Origin of the sequence: Halobacillus andaensis (genome assembly GCF_014636475.1) — a bacterium.
Classification (GTDB): Bacteria; Bacillota; Bacilli; order Bacillales; family Halobacillaceae; genus Halobacillus_A; species Halobacillus_A andaensis.
Window position 1 is genome coordinate 321,927 of the sequence record NZ_BMEL01000004.1, and the last position, 16,754, is coordinate 338,680.

Below are 16,754 nucleotides of genomic sequence, written 5' to 3' on the forward strand. Positions count from 1 at the left end.
CACTGAAAATCGAGTGATCGCTTTTTTTCTGTAAAATTTAAGCTTAAGAAGAATGTTCTCCTTCTATAACTTTTTTCAAGCTTTTCACAAAGACTTCTGGCGGCTGAGCTCCAGAAATAGCATACTTTCGATTAATGACATAAAAAGGGACACCTTGAACGCCAATTTCATAAGCTTCCGCTTCTTCTTGGCGAACTGTTTCACCATAAGTGTTATTTGTTAATACTTCTAGAACCTCGTCAGCCTCTAGTCCCACCTCGCCAGCGATTTCTAAAAGAGTTTTCGTATCTCCAATATCTTTTCCACTTGTAAAAACGGATTGGAACAATTTCTCTGTTAATTCATTTTTTAATCCACGTTTTTCTGCAAGTTTTGCCACCATATGAGCCTTAAACGTATTCGTTGGAATCATATGATTCAATTGAAAATTTAGTCCAGCTTCAATGGCTTGTTGAGACATATTTTTTGGCATTTCTTTCGCTTCTTCTATACTTTTGCCATATTTATGAGCTAGTTTTTCTTCAATCGTAAGTCCAGTATTCATCGGCGCTTCAGGATCAAGTTCAAAACTCTTATAATCAATCTCAATCTCTGTATTTAAAGATAAATTCTCGAGCGCTTGCTCTAATCGCCGCTTACCAATGTAGCAAAAAGGGCAAACATAGTCAGACCAAATTTCTATTTTCATATTCATTCACCACCTGCTTTTTAGTTTAATAGGTAAATTGTAAGAAAGCGAAAGTTTTGAATCGGGAAAATCCAGTTAATTATTGGGTGAATTAGTAACAATTACACACGAAAAATGTATGAATTTGTAATTTTTATAATTTTACAATAGTTATTTGTGTAATTTATTTTATACTTGTGGGGAACGTATCTTACTAAATTTTCTAGGAGGAGTTTAATGCTGAAAAAGAAAGCAGTTATAACAAGCATGGTCGCTGTACTAGCTTTAAGTCCTTTTTCGAGTGCTATTCCCACAGCACAAGCAGAGTCACACAGTCAAACTGATGAATTATTTTTTTCTGAATACATAGAAGGGAGCAGCTATAATAAGGCTGTTGAAATTTATAATGGTACGAGTGATGAAGTGGATCTAACGGACTATGAAATTGAAATGTATGCAAATGGTTCAACCGAAGCTACAGGCAGCTTTGATATGGAAGGAACGCTTGAGAGCGGAGAAGTATTCGTGGCAGCTAATAGTCGGGCTGAAGAGGGAATCTTAGACGTAGCTGATGCTACGAACAATTCGGCGATCAATTTTAATGGAAATGATCCGTTGGTTCTTAAGAAGAATGGGGAAGTCGTCGATTCGATTGGTCAAATTGGAAGTGAAGATAACTTTGGCAGTGATGTCACGCTCATCCGTCAGCAGGAAGTTGAGACAGGAGATACAAATCCTGAAGATGAATTTTCAGTAGACAGTGAGTGGGACAGCTATGCCTCAAATACGTTCGATTATTTAGGAACCTACGATATGCCGGAATCTGAACCGGTGGACATACAATCGATTGAAGAGGCTAGAGGAGAAGAACCAGGCTCCACAGTAAAAGTAGAAGGTACAGTTACGGCTGCTTTTGAAACCGGTGGACAAACCAATTTTTATATCCAAGACGATAGTGCAGGCATCATCGTAAGAGTGCCCGGCCATCCAGTTAACGTTGGCGATAAAATAACAGCAACAGGCGAATTCTCAGATTACTATGGTATGCAGCAAATTCTTTCTTCTTCTTCTAATGTGGAAGTGACAGACGCTGGTGTTGGCGTCCCCGATCCTGAACACGTTAATTCTAGTCAATTTGCAGAGGATCAAGGAGAATCGATAGAAGGAGAATTTGTGAAAGTTGAAGACGTCGAAGTTTTATCCAAAAATAGGTACGGCGATTTTACGGTAGAAGATGGGAATGGAGAATTTGTCATTACTCCAGAGGAGGAAAGCTTGCTTGAAGTTGGTGAAACTTATGAACGTATAACAGGTGTAGTTAACTATAGTTTTGATGAGTATAAGCTAGTTCCTCGTAACGAAAGCGACGTTGTAGAGGTTGTTTTTGCTGTGACAGCGAATCCTCAGTCTGGAACGATCGTTGAAGGTGGAGAAGTAGAGCTGAATACAGCTGAAGAAGGGGCTGCTATCCATTTCACAACGGATGGATCAGAGCCAGATGCGAATAGTCAAACATACGAAGAGCCGATTACAATTGAAGAAGATACATCGATTCAAGCTGTAGCCGTGCGCGATAATGGAGACATTAGTCCAGTGGCTGTATTTGATTACGAAGTTCTTACCCCTGTGGATGAGGTTGAAATTCATGATATTCAAGGAGCGGATCACACCTCACCGTATGAAGGTGAAGTGGTTGAAGGTGTTAGCGGTGTGGTCACAAAGCTTGATGGTTCAAATGGATTTTATATGCAGTCTACAAATCCAGATGAGAATATAGCTACTTCAGAAGGTATTTATGTTTATGATCGCTCTACTGAGGTTGAAACAGGTGACGAGGTAAATGTTGGAGGCGAAGTAACAGAATGGAGAGAAGAAGGATACTCTGATGCAGATGATTTATTAACCACACAAATTACAGCTTCAGATGTAAACGTTCAATCCTCAGGTAACGATCTTCCTGAACCTGTTGTCATTGGGGAGGACCGTGAGCAGCCAACGGAAACGATTGAAGATGATGGAATGGAATCTTTTGATCCAGAAGAAGATGGATTGGACTTTTATGAAAGTCTCGAAGGCATGTTAATTGCGCTTGAGGATCCTACGGTATCTGCGCCAATTAGCTATGATGAGCTATCTGTGTATGCCGATACAAGTGAAGATCAGAAAAAAACTCAGGCGGATGGATTGCTGATTTCACCAGAAGACTATAATCCGGAGAGAATTATGTTCGATGTGGATGGTTTAGACCTTGAGGCCGTTACAGGTGACAAAGTTGACGGTACTGCAACTGGAGTCGTGAGTTACGATTATAGTAATTTCAAGATTGGCCCAACCGGCGATTTTCCTGAGCTTATTGATGGAGACACGGAGCCACAGGTTACAGAGTTAGAAGGAACAGAGGATGAACTATCAGTTGGGACGTATAACATGGAAAACTTCTCTGCTGAAACAGATGCTGAAAAAGCAGAGAGAATTGGTGATCAAATCGCTAATAACATGAATGCTCCTGATATTGTTGGTCTCGTAGAAGTTCAAGATAACAATGGCCCTACTGACGATGGAACGGTGGAAGCAGATGAAAGTTATGAAGCGGTGATTGAATCAATTAAAAATGCAGGTGGCCCTAGCTATGAATACACAGATATATCACCTGAAGACAAAGTAGATGGTGGTCAGCCAGGCGGTAACATTCGTGTCGGCTATATCTATAACCCCGAGCGAGTATCCCTGACAGACAAGCCTTCAGGAGATGCAACAACAGCAGTTAGTGTTGACGAGGATGGTTTATCTCACAACCCTGGCCGTATTGATCCAGAAAATGAAGCATTTGAAGACTCCAGAAAATCATTAGCAGCAGAATTCGAATTTAATGGAGAAACGTTCATAGTAGTTAACAATCACTTTAATTCAAAAGGAGGCGACGATGCTTTATTTGGTGCCAGCCATCCCGTGGAGCTTGGGAGTGAAGAACAGCGGGTACAGCAAGCCGAAGTAATTAACGACTTTGTACAAGATGCAGAATCTGAAGTAGAGGATGCAAATGTAGTTGTCATGGGTGACTTGAATGACTTTGAATTCTCTAATCCTTTACAAACTTTAAAGGGAGATGAGCTTTCCAACCTAATGGAAAACTTGCCTGATGAGGAACGATATTCTTATATCTACCAAGGTAATTCGCAAACGCTTGACCATATTTTAGTGAGCGACTATTTAGAAGAACGGTCGCAAATAGATGCAGTGCATATTAATGCTGATTTTTCAGAAGTGACAGGTCGTGCTAGTGACCACGATCCAGTAGTCGCTCAAATTAGCACTGTGCTAGACGAAGACAATGACGAAGAAAACAACAATGATAAAGGGAACAATGGTAAGGCAAAAGGCCATGATAAAGGGAAGGGAAAAGGACACGATAAAGGAAAAGGTGAAGGTCATAAAAAGCACCATGAATAGATAAAGAAACCCCCTGCTGATTATGATAAACAGCAGGGGTTTAGTAATAATATAATCTACTGTTTATGATCGATGGCTGCTCGAGATCGGTCTAGTGATTCAATCACTTCATCATAGTAATTGGATACATAAGTCATGAATAGAACATCAATTACATGCAGCTGGGCTAGACGGGAAGAAGTGGCTGCACTTCGTATCATGGCTTCTTCTGTAGCAGATGTGTATAAGGGGATATCAGCCATTTGAGATAAAGTGGATGATCCATATTTCGTAATGCTGATCGTCTTTACGTTGTTCTTTTTTGCCAGCTTCATAAATTGAACGGCTTCTTTTGTTTCTCCAGAGAATGATATAACAATGGCCACATCTGTTGAGGAAGCATTAGAGAGTGAAGTATAGGAAAGGTGAGAATCCTGTAAATAGAATGCATAGCGTCCAGCCCGTAAAAATTTTTGTTGAGCATCATACGCTACCAATCCTGAAGCTCCCACACCGAAGATGTGTACAGCGCCTGCATGGTGTATTTCATTGACTGCTTGATCTACATCTTCTCGTCGCAGCATTTCATCGGTTTCTTTTAACATTTGAATGCCATTGTGAGTCATTTGTTCGATAATATGATGCGAGGATTCTCCCTTATCAATATCACGATACTCTAATGTTGACGGTTTTTGTACGTCCCCGGCAATTCGCATTTTCAACTCTTGAAATCCCTTTAAATCTAAAGATTTACATAAACGAATAACGGCTGCAGAACTCGTGCTGCTTTTTTCAGACAGCTCTTTAACTGTCATCGTTATAACAGATTCAGGGGACGATAAAATATATTGAGCGATTTTCTTTTCAGATGCAGGGAGTGATTGTTCTACGCTTTTAAGCATAGATAGACCACCTGATATATAGGACATGAATGATAGCCTCCTCAAACTACTACACTTATCTTATATTAATTATATGCTATAATGAAATTAAATTTCAATATTTTTTACAATACTCTGAAATTCATTTCTGCTGAGGAGGAAGTACGATGATCATAGGTATTGATGCCGGAGGAACATCTACAAAAGGAGCATTGATTAGCAAGGAGAAGGAGGTAGTTGCTACTTTCCAATCTGGATACGGTAATCCGCTCATTAACGAGGGCCAAGCAATAGTACATATTAATGAAGTAATAAAAGCGTGTTGGGAAGCTTCAGACCAAAATATTGAGCATGTCGTTATAGGTATTGCAGGTTATAGTACACTTAAGGGTCAACTTACTATCCCTGAGGAGTGGAAAGGGATTAAGAATTTAACTCTAGTAAATGATGCAGAGCTTGCATTAGAAGCTGGAATCCCTGAAGGCGACGGTATTTTATCGATTGCCGGAACGGGATCCATCCATATTGGAAAAAAGAAAGGCAAGATCTATACGGTAGGCGGCTGGGGGCACCTATTAGGAGATGAAGGGGGAGGTTATGACCTAGGCCGAATGACGATACGAAAGGTTCTTGAATCTTTAGAATCTAGTCATCCTGTTCCTCACTTTACACACTCTATTCTTCAGCAAATTGACTGCAGCAACGCAACTGAAGTTAAAGCGTGGTTTTATTCTCAAGAGAAGAATCAGGTTGCAAACCTTGCTAAATCTGTAAGTAAATTAGCTGAGGATGAAGATCCAGTTGCTATTCATCTCATAAAATCGTCCAGTGAAGCACTTGTCAGACAAATTGAACGGTTGTATCAATGGATGGATTTAGGCCCAGAAGCAAAGCTTGTAACAGCAGGGAGTATTCTACTAACTAATAATTATTGCTTCCCTTTTATAAAGAAGCATCTAAGCGTTCCATTTAAAGAAATTAATAAGCTTACAGAACCTGCTTATATGGGAGCTTATTCCATTGCTCATAAAAAATAAATGAAAGTCTCATATTGTTTATTTTTCTATAAATAATATGGGTCTTTTTTCATAATTTGACATATATCTTGAATTTTAGATGAATATCATTCATAATATTCACTAAATTCGTATTATTTAAAATTTTTTACTTAAAAATGATAACGCTTTCAAAGTGAGGGGAATTATGACTACAGTTGTTTTGTTTTCGATTATTACTATTCTATCTGTTGTATTTGCTTTAAAACGAAAGCGACCGCTTTTTCTAGCATTGCCTGTCGTCTCTTTAATGGGGTTCGCTCTCGTAAAAATAGTAATGGTGCCTATGCCGTTTTGGGATACTGTCAGGTTTATCTTTAATTTACGAGGATAAGAAACCATCTAGTGAAAGGAGGTGAACACGTGAGAAAACTCGACCGTAAAAAAGCAGATGCCTATTTTAAATATCGAACGACCATGATTGTTATTTACTTAGCCATTGGGGTCTTAGTGTCTTACGTCGTTGTTTTCAATGCGGAGGCGCTGTCGTCTTTTACCGTCATTGGAATTCCTTTTCACTACTACATGGGCGCCCAAGGCGCTGTCCTCACGTTTATTGTACTTTTATTTATAAATGCAATCATAAGCGATAAAATTGATAAAAAATTTGGCTTCAATCCAGAATACGTTGAATCAGCGGATAACTCTAAGGTTGAGGATCAATAAGGAGAGTGACTGATTGTGGATGGACAGTTTTTAGTATCGCTGTCACTAATTGTGGCAACGTTTGCTTTATACATAGGCATCGCAATTTTTAATACAGCTAAACAAACATCTGAATTCTATGTAGCTAGTCGCGGTGTCCCTCCGATTTTTAATGGTATGGCTATTGGAGCGGACTGGATGAGTGCAGCTTCATTCATTGGTATGGCTGGAACAGTCATGGTTCTTGGCTATGATGGTTTAGCTTATATTATGGGATGGACTGGAGGGTATTTACTCTTAACCTTTCTATTAGCTCCCCAATTAAGAAAATATGGGAGGTATACGGTTCCCGAGTTTATTGGTGACCGTTACCGTAGTAATACAGCACGATTAATTGCGGCTGTAGCAACAATTATTATTAGTTTCACTTATTCAGTTGGTCAGCTGTCAGGTTCAGGAGTAGTTATTGGCAGATTGCTAGAAGTAAATACAGCAGTGGGCACGCTCATTGGTGTTGTTCTAATCGCGTTTTACTCAGCCATGGGCGGAATGAAGGGTATTACTTGGACCCAAGTTGCTCAATATATCGTTCTTATTGTTGCTTACTTAATACCGGTTATTTTCATGTCTCTGCAGCTTACATCCAACCCCGCACCCTGGTTGTCCTACGGGGAAGTAATAAACAACATGAGAGAGCTGGATCAAGAGTTAGGAATATCGGAATATGTTGTGCCGTTTACTGAAGCCACAAAGTGGCAATTTATTGCTCTAATGTTTACGTTAATGGCTGGTACAGCTGGACTTCCTCACGTTATTGTTCGTTTCTATACAGTAGCTACGATGAAAGCTGCGCGATGGAGCGGTGCATGGGCCCTTTTATTTATTGGTTTGCTCTATTTGTCAGCACCTGTATACGCAGCTTTTTCACGCTTTATTCTTATGACAGAAGTAGCGAATTCCTCAATTGATAATTTACCTGCTTGGACACAGCCTTGGATTAACACGGGTCAATTGTCAGTAGCGGATACAAATGGAGACGGCATTCTACAATGGCAAGAGCTTTCAATTCACAACGATATTGTTGTTATGGCAACACCTGAAATTGCGAACCTTGGTGTGTTTGTTATTGGCCTGATGGCCGCCGGTGCAATGGCTGCAGCCTTATCTACGGCAGGGGGATTAATGATTGCTATTTCGGCTGCCCTTTCTCACGATATTTATTATCGTTCTATAAATCCTAAGGCTACTGAGAGTAAGCGGCTTCTTGTAGGAAGGTATTCTATTGTTATTGCAACTGTGGCTGCAGGGTTACTAGCTTTAAACCCGCCAGGAGCAATTACACAAATTGTAGCTTGGGCCTTTGCATTAGCTTCAGGATCATTTTTCCCAGCCCTATTACTAGGGGTATGGTGGAAGAGAGCAAACGGTCCAGGTGTAATTGCAGGCATGATTACCGGGTTAACCGTCACGCTAGGTTACATTTTCTTTTCCCAGGCTCTTGGGATTCAAATTCTGGGAATCATTGATACGGGTGCTGGTGTCTTTGGTGCAGCATCAGCAATTATCGCTAACGTCATTGTTTCATTGAGCACAAAACCTCCGACCCAAGAAACACAAGATGAGGTTATGGATTTACGCTACCCTGAGCAAATGGAATATAAAAATGGGGAAGTATGGTTAAAAGATTAGAGAATTGAGGTCGAGACATAAGTAAAGCAGTGATGACAAAAAAGGAACATTCGTATAAATGCAGATCATGAGCGTAGTCAAAATACCGCAACAGTGGAGCAGCTCTATTTCAGCGAGGGATCATAAGGGTACCAGGTTCCTAAAAGCTGTAAAAGAGTGAAGTGCCAAGTGTGAATTTCGGTACCTGGTACCCAGCGCGACAGGAAGCTGAGGCCGTGCCCACGGAAAGCGAAGTATTTTGACGGAGCGATGGTGTAAAAGTCATAAAATAATCCGAACTGATTTCTACAGAATCGTTCGGATTATTTTATGCTTTATTGAGTTTTGACCCAACCTGTTTTTTTACATTAATTAGTCACTTCTCTTGAAAATTTGATAGACTAGTAGAATCGATAATTTCAAGGGGAGGAAAACGGCGTGACTATTTTCATTCAAGTAGTCTTACCTGTCATTTTAGTGTTTTGTGCAGGTTACATATTACAGAGGTTCATTCGATTGGAAATTAAATCGATTTCAACGGTAGTACTTTACATACTCCTGCCGTGCCTTGTGTTTGATACTTTTTACCATGCAGAATTTAATCAAGAATATTTAATGATGGTGATTTTTTCAATTGCTTTATTATTTATCATTTTATTTATTAATAAGGCTGCGGCAAAAGCAGCTGGCCATCCAACTTCAACTGAAAGCGGCCTTATTTTATCAACGGCTTTTATGAATGCGGGCAATTACGGAGCCCCTATTGTTCTTTTTGCTTTTGGGGAAGAGGGATTTGTTTATTCTGTTTCCTTTATGGTTATTCAGCAGATCGTGATGAATTTTTTTGGAGTGTATTATGCTGCGAAAGGGGCTGCAGGAGTAAGGCTGGCCATTACCACTGTCTTAAAGATGCCGCCTACCTACGCGGTAGTAATTGCGTTAACGGCTAAGCTGGCAAATATTCCTGTTTCAGAAAACATTATGTCGAGCATAACACTGGTAGGCGACGCTACAATCCCTACGGTTATGATTTTACTAGGTATGCAGCTAGCAAATATTACAGTGAAGCAGTTAGATTGGGGTAAAATCAGCTATGCAGCTAGCTTAAGGTTGGTCGGGTCTCCATTAATTGCGTGGGGGCTGACGATTATTCTGCCGATGAGTGATTTAATGGCTAGCGTGCTCATCATTTCAGCGGCAATGCCTTCAGCAGCGACCACCACGATGTATGCTGTACAATTTGATTCGAAACCAGAATTAGTATCGAGCATAACGTTAATTACTACATTATTAAGTGTTGTTACGATTCCTATCGTGTTAAATATTTTATAGTTTATTGCAAGAAAGCCACAAGTTAGCTCCTGTGGCTTTCTTGTTTATCTTTTGCTGTTTTTCTTGATTTAAAAAACATATACAAATTAGCTAAAATTAAAGCAACAGACAGGGCTGCACCTGTAGAAGAAAATTCTAATGGAGTGAAGTAACCTGCCAATAAATACACTGTAAAAAATAAAGCAAACATTAAATAAAACAACCTGATCTTCCTTCCTTATTTTACGAACTATCGACAGCATAACATACTTTAAAAAGACGTATCATCATCAGTGAGGGGAAGCAGCTTCTGCCTTATTGATTTTCGCAGCCTTTTGATTGTAGAAGCACTGATTCCTAAATGAAGTTCAATTTCAGGGATTGTGAACTCCTTTAAAGAAAGAGTGAGTAAGAGTTTTTCCTGTGGGGTGAGATTATAGTTTGTGTAAATGTCATACCAATAGATAAAGTCGAGGAAGGGGTCGTGATGTGAAAGAAGAAGAGAAGCTTTAGTTGGTTTGGCCGCTTTCCTTATAATAGATTTGTAGTAATACGATAATTGATAGGAAAAATAAGTAGAGAATCTGCAAAGTGAAGGATTGTAGGAGTCTAAACATTTTCTATAAATGAAGTAAGCTTCTTGAACATAGTCCTCGTGGGGTGGAGGAAGATGTAGTTTTTTTAATGTGTAGTAAATAAGAGGATAGTACGACAAAAAATGAGAAGAATGGTCAATCAATCTAAACTCTTTTCTAATTGAATATTCAATTGTATTATTGCGCGCAATCCTATTATTACGCAAAAAGTAAAAAAAGAAAACATTTTTATCTGAAAATTTCATTTTTTCATCTAAAAATGAATTTTTAATAAGAATTTTGATCAATTTTTAATTTTTTTGTCTTTTTGTGACACCAAAAAAGCTCCTGCTAACGATTATACCTATGAAGGATAATTTTTAGCATATAAAGGAGCTTGCTCATGTCAGTCGATGATTTGGAATTTGAAAGAATTGTATTAGAAAATGAAAGATTGATTCATTACCACATTCGCAGCTTACATATCAATGATGCCACGGGTGATTTCTTTGCTATAGGATTAGAAGCATTATGGAGAGCATACGACTCTTATGACCCTGACGTTGGAAAATTTTCTACCTACCTTAGTTGGAAAGTTCGTAACGCCCTCATCGATGAAATTCGGAAAGATGCGAGACGCCTTCAACACCAATCCTTCCTCCTCCAAACCCAAACCACCCTATCAAACCTCATGAGTGAAGATGTTATTGTTGATCAATATTTGTGGGACCAGGTGAAAGAAAACCTAAACATAAATCAATGGAAATGGATTTATTATTTTATTATTCATGATCTATCTGTAGGCCAAATTGCTTCACTAGAAAAAGTTTCTAAAGATACAGTAAAGAATTGGGGAAGACAAGCAAGGAAAAAGCTGCGTCTTATACTAAATAAACAAACCACGTTCCAACTTTAAGTTAGAACGTGGTTTGTTTATTTTTCAATCGTTATATTAATCTTATTTAAACCTAATGCTTTAGCTGCTTTAATCATTCTTGCCGCTTCTTGCTCTGCGTCATGAATAGAAATGTTATTTCTAGATATATTTAATGATGTTCCACCGAATAAAGGAAGCGTATCTTTCTCTTCTTGATTAGGTACACTTGTGTTTGGTTGTACTTCGGCTACAATGTCGTGTTTGCTTTTGTTCACACGACCACGAATTTTTCGTCCATGATAAACGACACTAGCGTATGGGCAGCCTGTTTCTTTTGAGATTTCTCGATAGTTTTTTTCTGTTTCTTCAATAAGGCGTTTAACCTCATTTAAGTCGTAATCATATTGCTTACTTTTTTTTGCCATAAACTTTAACCCCTTTATTAATCTCTACTTATATCTTAACAAAAATCATTTAATTTTATAGTATTAGTTATCACCAATATTAAACAATTCCTACGTTCTTTCGAGGGGATTTATACTTTCTAGCTAGACAATGGAAATAAAAATGAACCAGTGAGCGAATCACTGGTTCATAGCAGGCGTTACGGAAGCAGAGACACCACATAAGTCTGCTTGTAAGACTTCTACTTGATAGTTTGGTAATTGTTTAGTGACCTTATTAATTTGGTCATCGCTTGCATTATGAAATAGTCCAATCATGGTCGGTCCAGCACCGCTAATATAGTAGCCTAATGCCCCATGTTCATTTAAAATATTAGAAACATGAGGGAAGTCAGGAATGAGGTCGCTTCGATAAGGCTGGTGCCATTTATCTTGTTTCATCATTCTGCCTACTAATAACCAATCTTTTTCAGCTAGAGCGGCAACTAACACATTTGCCATTCCGCTGGCATGTACAGCGTCCTTGTACGGTAACTCTGTTGGCAAAATGGACCTGGCTTCTTCAGTTTCTACATGGTAATCAGGGACAACAGCTATCCATGTTAATTGCTCCAACTCTTTAGAAAAACGTACAGATTCTAGATTTGTGCCGTCGTAGCTGGAGACAGTGATTCCCCCATAAATAGCAGGTGCTACATTATCAGGATGTCCTTCAATATTGCATGCGATCTCAAGTTTATCACGATCACTTAATTCTAATTGTAGAATTTGGTTCGCGAGTTCAATTCCACCAACGACTGCTGTCGATGAACTTCCTAATCCCCGGGCAATAGGTACCTCGTTCGTCATAGTTACCTTATGGGGAGGCAGATGTTCGATGGCGTATTGATTAGCTGTAAACAAAGCAGATTTATAAATTAAATTTGTTTTTCCATTGGGAATAAAGGGCTGATCCTTTTTTTGCAAATCAAATGACCATTCATCTGCTGGTTCACAGTTCAGCGTTACGTACTGGGTTAAGGCCATTCCAATGGAATCAAAGCCTGGTCCTAGATTAGCAGATGTAGCTGGAATACGGATCGTAATCATGATTTAACCCCAGCAGCTTCGACGAATTGGTTTAAGTCGTTCTCGATTACTGTTGGTCTAATTGCACTTTTCTCGATGGCTGTAGTTGGATCTTTAAGGCCGTTACCTGTTAAGACGTGAACAACTTTGGATCCTTTAGGAATTGTGCCATCTTTTACTTTTTTAATTGTCCCAGCTAATGAAGCGCAAGAAGCAGGTTCAGCAAATACTCCTTCCGTACGTGCTAGCCATTGATACGCTTCTACAATTTCTTCATCTGTCACTTCGTTAATGCTTCCATTTGATTCTTCAGCCGCTTTAAGTGCAGGCTGCCAGCTAGCAGGGTTTCCAATCCGGATAGCAGTAGCAAGCGTTTCTGGTTGCTCAATGACTTTATTTTGTACAATTGCAGCTGATCCGCTTGCTTCAAAACCTATCATCTGTGGCAGTTTAGTACCATGGGATTGATGGTATTCTTTAAACCCCCGCCAATAAGCTGTTATATTGCCGGCGTTTCCTACAGGGATAGAAAGGAAGTCTGGGGCGTCTCCTAATACATCACACACTTCAAAGGCTGCTGTTTTCTGTCCTTCGATACGATAGGGGTTTACTGAATTTACGAGTGTGATTGGTTCTTTTTCTGCAATTTCACGAACCATTTTTAACGCTTGGTCAAAATTCCCTTTAATAGCAAAGATTTCAGCACCATACATGACCGCTTGGGCAAGCTTTCCTTCAGCAATTTTGCCATCAGGTATGACAACGATACAGCGCAGACCCGCTCTTGCAGCGAAAGCAGCTGCTGAAGCTGAAGTATTACCTGTGGAAGCACAAATGACAGCTTCTGAACCTTCTTCAATAGCCTTGGCCATAGCCAGAACCATTCCTCGATCCTTAAAAGAACCGGTTGGGTTAGCCCCCTCGATCTTTACATAAGCTTCAATGCCTAATTCCTCAGAGATCGTTGGGATTGGCAATAAAGGTGTATTTCCTTCATGCAACGTAAGCTTTGGTGTTTCCGGAGTAACCGGTAATAATTCCTCGTACTTATCTAATAAACCCTTCCACATATCAGTTGCTCCCTTCTACGCGGAAAACACTATCGACCGATCGAATGGAGGATAGGCTTTCTAAATCGTTATATGCGCGCTGAAAATCTTCTTCACTTACTTGGTGGGTCACCATCATTAGTTCACGTTCATCGTCTTTGTCAGCTTCACGCTGGATGATTTGGTCAAAGGAAATACCATATTGAGCAAAAATCTTCGTAAGCTCCATAAGCATTCCTGGCTGGTCATGAACGTGTAAACGCATATACTTTTTCGTTAATTGATCTTTCTTTTCTTTTACTTGTTTAGAGAATTGCGGCTGCACATAGGCCGTACCAGATGTTCCTAAACGTAAACTTTTTACTACCGCGATTAAGTCTGAAACGACAGCTGTTGCCGTCGGTAATTTACCGGCACCCGGACCATAAAACATCGTTTCCCCAACCGCATCACCATATACATAAACGGCATTATATTCATCGTTTACAGAGGAGAGGGGATGTTCAATAGGAAGTAAAGTAGGTTCGACACTGACAGCCACACCTGTATCATCATGTTCAGCTACTCCAATGAGCTTCACTGAGTATCCGAGCTGTTCAGCATATTGAATGTCGGCTAGTGAGATACCTCGAATTCCTTTTATTTCTACATCCTCTAAGTTAAATGGCATCGAGAAACCAAGAATAGAAAGGATGGTCATTTTACGAGCGGCGTCTAATCCGTCTACGTCAGCAGTAGGATCTGCTTCTGCAAAACCAAGTTCCTGTGCTTCTTTTAGAACAGCGTCGAAATCGACACCTTCTTTTGTCATTTTGGTTAAAATGTAATTGGTTGTCCCATTTACGATCCCCATCATTTTACGGATTTTATCGGAAGATAGTCCATCTAAGATGGATCGGATAATAGGAATTCCGCCAGCTACACTCGCTTCATAAAATAAATCACATTTATTTCGGTAGCTTGCTTCAAATAATTCATCCCCGTGTTGGGCCACAAGGTCTTTGTTAGCAGTGACAATATGTTTTCCGTTTTCAATTGCTTCTCTTAATATTGTTAAAGTGTGATCGATTCCACCCATAACCTCAACAACAACATCGATTTCTGGGTCTTGCGTAATATCTTCATAACGATCGGTTAGTTTAGTTGATGTGTTTTTTAAATCACGAGGCTTTGATAAATTATTTACAAGCACGGTCTTAATCGTGACGTTGCACCCCGTTTTATGTTGAATGCTTTCTTTATGGTCTTCAAGGATTTCGATAACACCGCTTCCGACGGTACCTAATCCCAATAAACCAACAGTAATTGTGTCCTTCATCGTTCACACTCCTTGTCCACTTGAAATATACATATTTTTATTTGTAATGGACATTGTAACGGAAAGGACGGGGATGTACAAGGCTTAATAGAGTAGTATTTTAAAGTTCTTTAAATAATTAGAAAAAACTCAATACTGTAAATAGCATTGAAAGCAGCAAAAGTGAGAAGAATCCCCTAATCTGCTCCAATTAGCTGCCCAATATTTATCGAAGGATATAAAAACATAATTAGCCAAAAATTGCTATATTTCTACATTTATTTAAGGGAATTTACATTATTTTGATACATTACCTATTGACTAATTTTCAGAAATATCTTATAAGTAAATATACCTAATAAAGAAAGGAGGACGAGCATTGAGCAATTTCATAAAATCAGGGAATGTGTATGAAGACTTAGTCACCCGTATTATTGTAGAGATGGGGATCGGAAAAGCAGATGTATTCTTGCAAGAAGGATTGAAAGCTATACATAAATTTATCGAGATCCATAATGAAGCAAACGCTTATCAACTGAAGACAGTTATTCAAAATCATTTCCGTTCTTTATTGTCTCCATCAAATGATTAAAAAAGAAAAGCTGCTTATTCTGCAGCTTTTCTTTTTTAAATTGGTAAGATTTAAGCTTTATTTTTACTAACAAATAAGAGATAATAGAATAAAATACTGAAAATTCTGATTGTAAGGGGTGGGCGAAAGTGTTAACGATAAAAATGTTAAAACCTTATTATGTGAAAGAAGATAAACGCTTCATTCGTGTTGTTTTAGCCTACCAGTATTTCTCCTTATTTATTGATGATGAATTGTATCAGTTTATCCCTATGGAGTCTCGAGAAATTATTATTGATCGAAAAAGTAAGCGCGTTCATAATGTGTTTGATATCTTTGTCTTTCAAAGAGGCAAACGAATAGTCTATGTATCCGTAGCTGATTTATTAAAGCTTCCTGAGTTCTTAACCCACCTGAATTCCATCACTTTTCCTTATGAGGCGGATAATATTGACAAACCGAAAGATCCAGCAATAAGTCAGGTAGAGAATATAATTGCAGATATGGAAAAAGAGAACTTAAGGCGTCTTATTAATATAGCTATCGATCGCTCGGATAAGAAAGCGTTTACTGAATTATCGGATGTATGGAATGAAGAATATTGCTAACAGGATGCGGCAAAACTGAATAAAGCTTAAATAATCCGAACGATTCTATTGAAATCAGTTCGGATTATTTATGTTAAATCGGCGCTGGGTACCAGGTACCGACTTCACTCTTTTACAGATTTTCGGAACCTGGTACCCTTATGCTCCCTCGCTGAAATAGAGCTGCTCCACTTTTGCGGTATTTTGACTACCCTCATGATCTGCATTTATATGAATGTTCGTTTTTTGACATCATTACTTTACTTATGTCCCGGCCTTTATATTTATAAGTGTTACTTCAAATATTTTGTTCTCTATTAAGAAAAAACAGCTTCCATTTCATATTATAATCCGCTATAATAAAAATATAATTCTATATTAAGAACGATCATTCGCTAAATTAGAAACCTTTAGTGATAAATGAAGGGAGGAAATTCGATGGATTCTATTGGAGAACGTATAAGGGTACTTCGTTTAGGCAAGGGATTATCAGTTAACCAATTTGCAAACCTTTCGGGAGTATCGAAGTCATATATTAGCAATATTGAAAGGGGCGTTCAAAAAAACCCTTCTTTAAGTGTAATGAGAAAGTTAGCCACTACGTTAGATGTCCCACTTGAAGATTTACTGTCACACGTTAACGAACAGCGTAAAGCAAAATAATATAGTG

General features: G+C 38.9%; 17 protein-coding genes. 10 read left to right on the forward strand and 7 right to left on the reverse strand.

What is annotated here, in order from left to right; translation table 11 throughout:
• Positions 1 to 43: 43 nt before the first annotated feature.
• Positions 44 to 688, reverse strand: a complete 645-nt coding sequence (locus IEV27_RS16300; protein WP_188378563.1) for a DsbA family oxidoreductase — start codon at positions 686 to 688, stop codon at positions 44 to 46.
• A 216-nt stretch (positions 689 to 904) separates the two neighbouring features.
• On the opposite strand from IEV27_RS16300, the gene IEV27_RS16305 reads away from it, so the two are divergent.
• Positions 905 to 4,117, forward strand: a complete 3,213-nt coding sequence (locus tag IEV27_RS16305; RefSeq protein WP_229735394.1) for a DUF8508 domain-containing protein — start codon at positions 905 to 907, stop codon at positions 4,115 to 4,117.
• A gap of 56 nt (positions 4,118 to 4,173) precedes the next feature.
• On the opposite strand, the gene IEV27_RS16310 is transcribed toward IEV27_RS16305, so the two are convergent.
• Positions 4,174 to 5,025: a MurR/RpiR family transcriptional regulator gene (locus tag IEV27_RS16310; RefSeq protein ID WP_188378564.1), complete on the reverse strand. Its 852-nt coding sequence runs from the start codon at positions 5,023 to 5,025 to the stop codon at positions 4,174 to 4,176.
• A 119-nt stretch (positions 5,026 to 5,144) separates the two neighbouring features.
• Between IEV27_RS16310 and IEV27_RS16315 the strand changes: the two genes are divergently transcribed.
• The 5 genes from IEV27_RS16315 to IEV27_RS16335 all read left to right on the forward strand — a co-directional run bounded on the left by IEV27_RS16315 (position 5,145) and on the right by IEV27_RS16335 (position 9,677).
• Positions 5,145 to 6,014: an N-acetylglucosamine kinase gene (locus tag IEV27_RS16315; protein WP_188378565.1), complete on the forward strand. Its 870-nt coding sequence runs from the start codon at positions 5,145 to 5,147 to the stop codon at positions 6,012 to 6,014.
• Positions 6,015 to 6,180: 166 nt separating this feature from the next.
• Positions 6,181 to 6,366: a hypothetical protein gene (locus tag IEV27_RS16320; RefSeq protein WP_188378566.1), complete on the forward strand. Its 186-nt coding sequence runs from the start codon at positions 6,181 to 6,183 to the stop codon at positions 6,364 to 6,366.
• Between the two features lie 29 nt (positions 6,367 to 6,395).
• Positions 6,396 to 6,698 (forward strand): DUF4212 domain-containing protein, encoded by a 303-nt coding sequence (locus IEV27_RS16325; protein WP_188378567.1) that lies wholly within the window; start codon positions 6,396 to 6,398, stop codon positions 6,696 to 6,698.
• A gap of 15 nt (positions 6,699 to 6,713) precedes the next feature.
• The gene (locus tag IEV27_RS16330; RefSeq protein ID WP_188378568.1) at positions 6,714 to 8,366 is read left to right on the forward strand and encodes a sodium:solute symporter family protein; all 1,653 of its coding nucleotides are present in this window, start codon (positions 6,714 to 6,716) and stop codon (positions 8,364 to 8,366) included.
• A 417-nt stretch (positions 8,367 to 8,783) separates the two neighbouring features.
• The gene (locus IEV27_RS16335; RefSeq protein WP_188378569.1) at positions 8,784 to 9,677 is read left to right on the forward strand and encodes an AEC family transporter; all 894 of its coding nucleotides are present in this window, start codon (positions 8,784 to 8,786) and stop codon (positions 9,675 to 9,677) included.
• 22 nt (positions 9,678 to 9,699) lie between these two features.
• On the opposite strand, the gene IEV27_RS16340 is transcribed toward IEV27_RS16335, so the two are convergent.
• Entirely contained in the window at positions 9,700 to 9,867 is a 168-nt protein-coding gene (locus tag IEV27_RS16340; RefSeq protein ID WP_188378570.1) for a hypothetical protein, read from the reverse strand.
• 767 nt (positions 9,868 to 10,634) lie between these two features.
• Here IEV27_RS16340 and IEV27_RS16345 point away from each other — a divergent pair.
• Positions 10,635 to 11,147 (forward strand): sigma-70 family RNA polymerase sigma factor, encoded by a 513-nt coding sequence (locus IEV27_RS16345; protein WP_188378571.1) that lies wholly within the window; start codon positions 10,635 to 10,637, stop codon positions 11,145 to 11,147.
• A gap of 17 nt (positions 11,148 to 11,164) precedes the next feature.
• Here IEV27_RS16345 and IEV27_RS16350 read toward each other — a convergent pair whose 3' ends face one another.
• The 4 genes from IEV27_RS16350 to IEV27_RS16365 all read right to left on the reverse strand — a co-directional run bounded on the left by IEV27_RS16350 (position 11,165) and on the right by IEV27_RS16365 (position 14,947).
• Entirely contained in the window at positions 11,165 to 11,533 is a 369-nt protein-coding gene (locus IEV27_RS16350; protein WP_188378572.1) for a hypothetical protein, read from the reverse strand.
• A gap of 159 nt (positions 11,534 to 11,692) precedes the next feature.
• Positions 11,693 to 12,601 (reverse strand): homoserine kinase, encoded by a 909-nt coding sequence (gene thrB, locus IEV27_RS16355; protein ID WP_188378573.1) that lies wholly within the window; start codon positions 12,599 to 12,601, stop codon positions 11,693 to 11,695.
• Positions 12,598 to 13,650, reverse strand: a complete 1,053-nt coding sequence (thrC, locus tag IEV27_RS16360; RefSeq protein WP_188378574.1) for a threonine synthase — start codon at positions 13,648 to 13,650, stop codon at positions 12,598 to 12,600. Before thrC ends, thrB begins: the two co-directional genes overlap by 4 nt.
• Position 13,651: 1 nt before the next feature.
• Positions 13,652 to 14,947: a homoserine dehydrogenase gene (locus IEV27_RS16365; RefSeq protein ID WP_188378575.1), complete on the reverse strand. Its 1,296-nt coding sequence runs from the start codon at positions 14,945 to 14,947 to the stop codon at positions 13,652 to 13,654.
• Between the two features lie 358 nt (positions 14,948 to 15,305).
• On the opposite strand from IEV27_RS16365, the gene IEV27_RS16370 reads away from it, so the two are divergent.
• The 3 genes from IEV27_RS16370 to IEV27_RS16380 all read left to right on the forward strand — a co-directional run bounded on the left by IEV27_RS16370 (position 15,306) and on the right by IEV27_RS16380 (position 16,747).
• Positions 15,306 to 15,518 (forward strand): hypothetical protein, encoded by a 213-nt coding sequence (locus tag IEV27_RS16370; RefSeq protein ID WP_188378576.1) that lies wholly within the window; start codon positions 15,306 to 15,308, stop codon positions 15,516 to 15,518.
• Positions 15,519 to 15,646: 128 nt separating this feature from the next.
• A complete protein-coding gene (locus IEV27_RS16375) occupies positions 15,647 to 16,105 on the forward strand; it encodes a hypothetical protein (protein WP_188378577.1) in 459 nt (152 codons plus the stop codon).
• A gap of 417 nt (positions 16,106 to 16,522) precedes the next feature.
• Positions 16,523 to 16,747 (forward strand): helix-turn-helix domain-containing protein, encoded by a 225-nt coding sequence (locus IEV27_RS16380; protein WP_188378578.1) that lies wholly within the window; start codon positions 16,523 to 16,525, stop codon positions 16,745 to 16,747.
• The last annotated feature ends 7 nt before the right edge of the window (positions 16,748 to 16,754 follow it).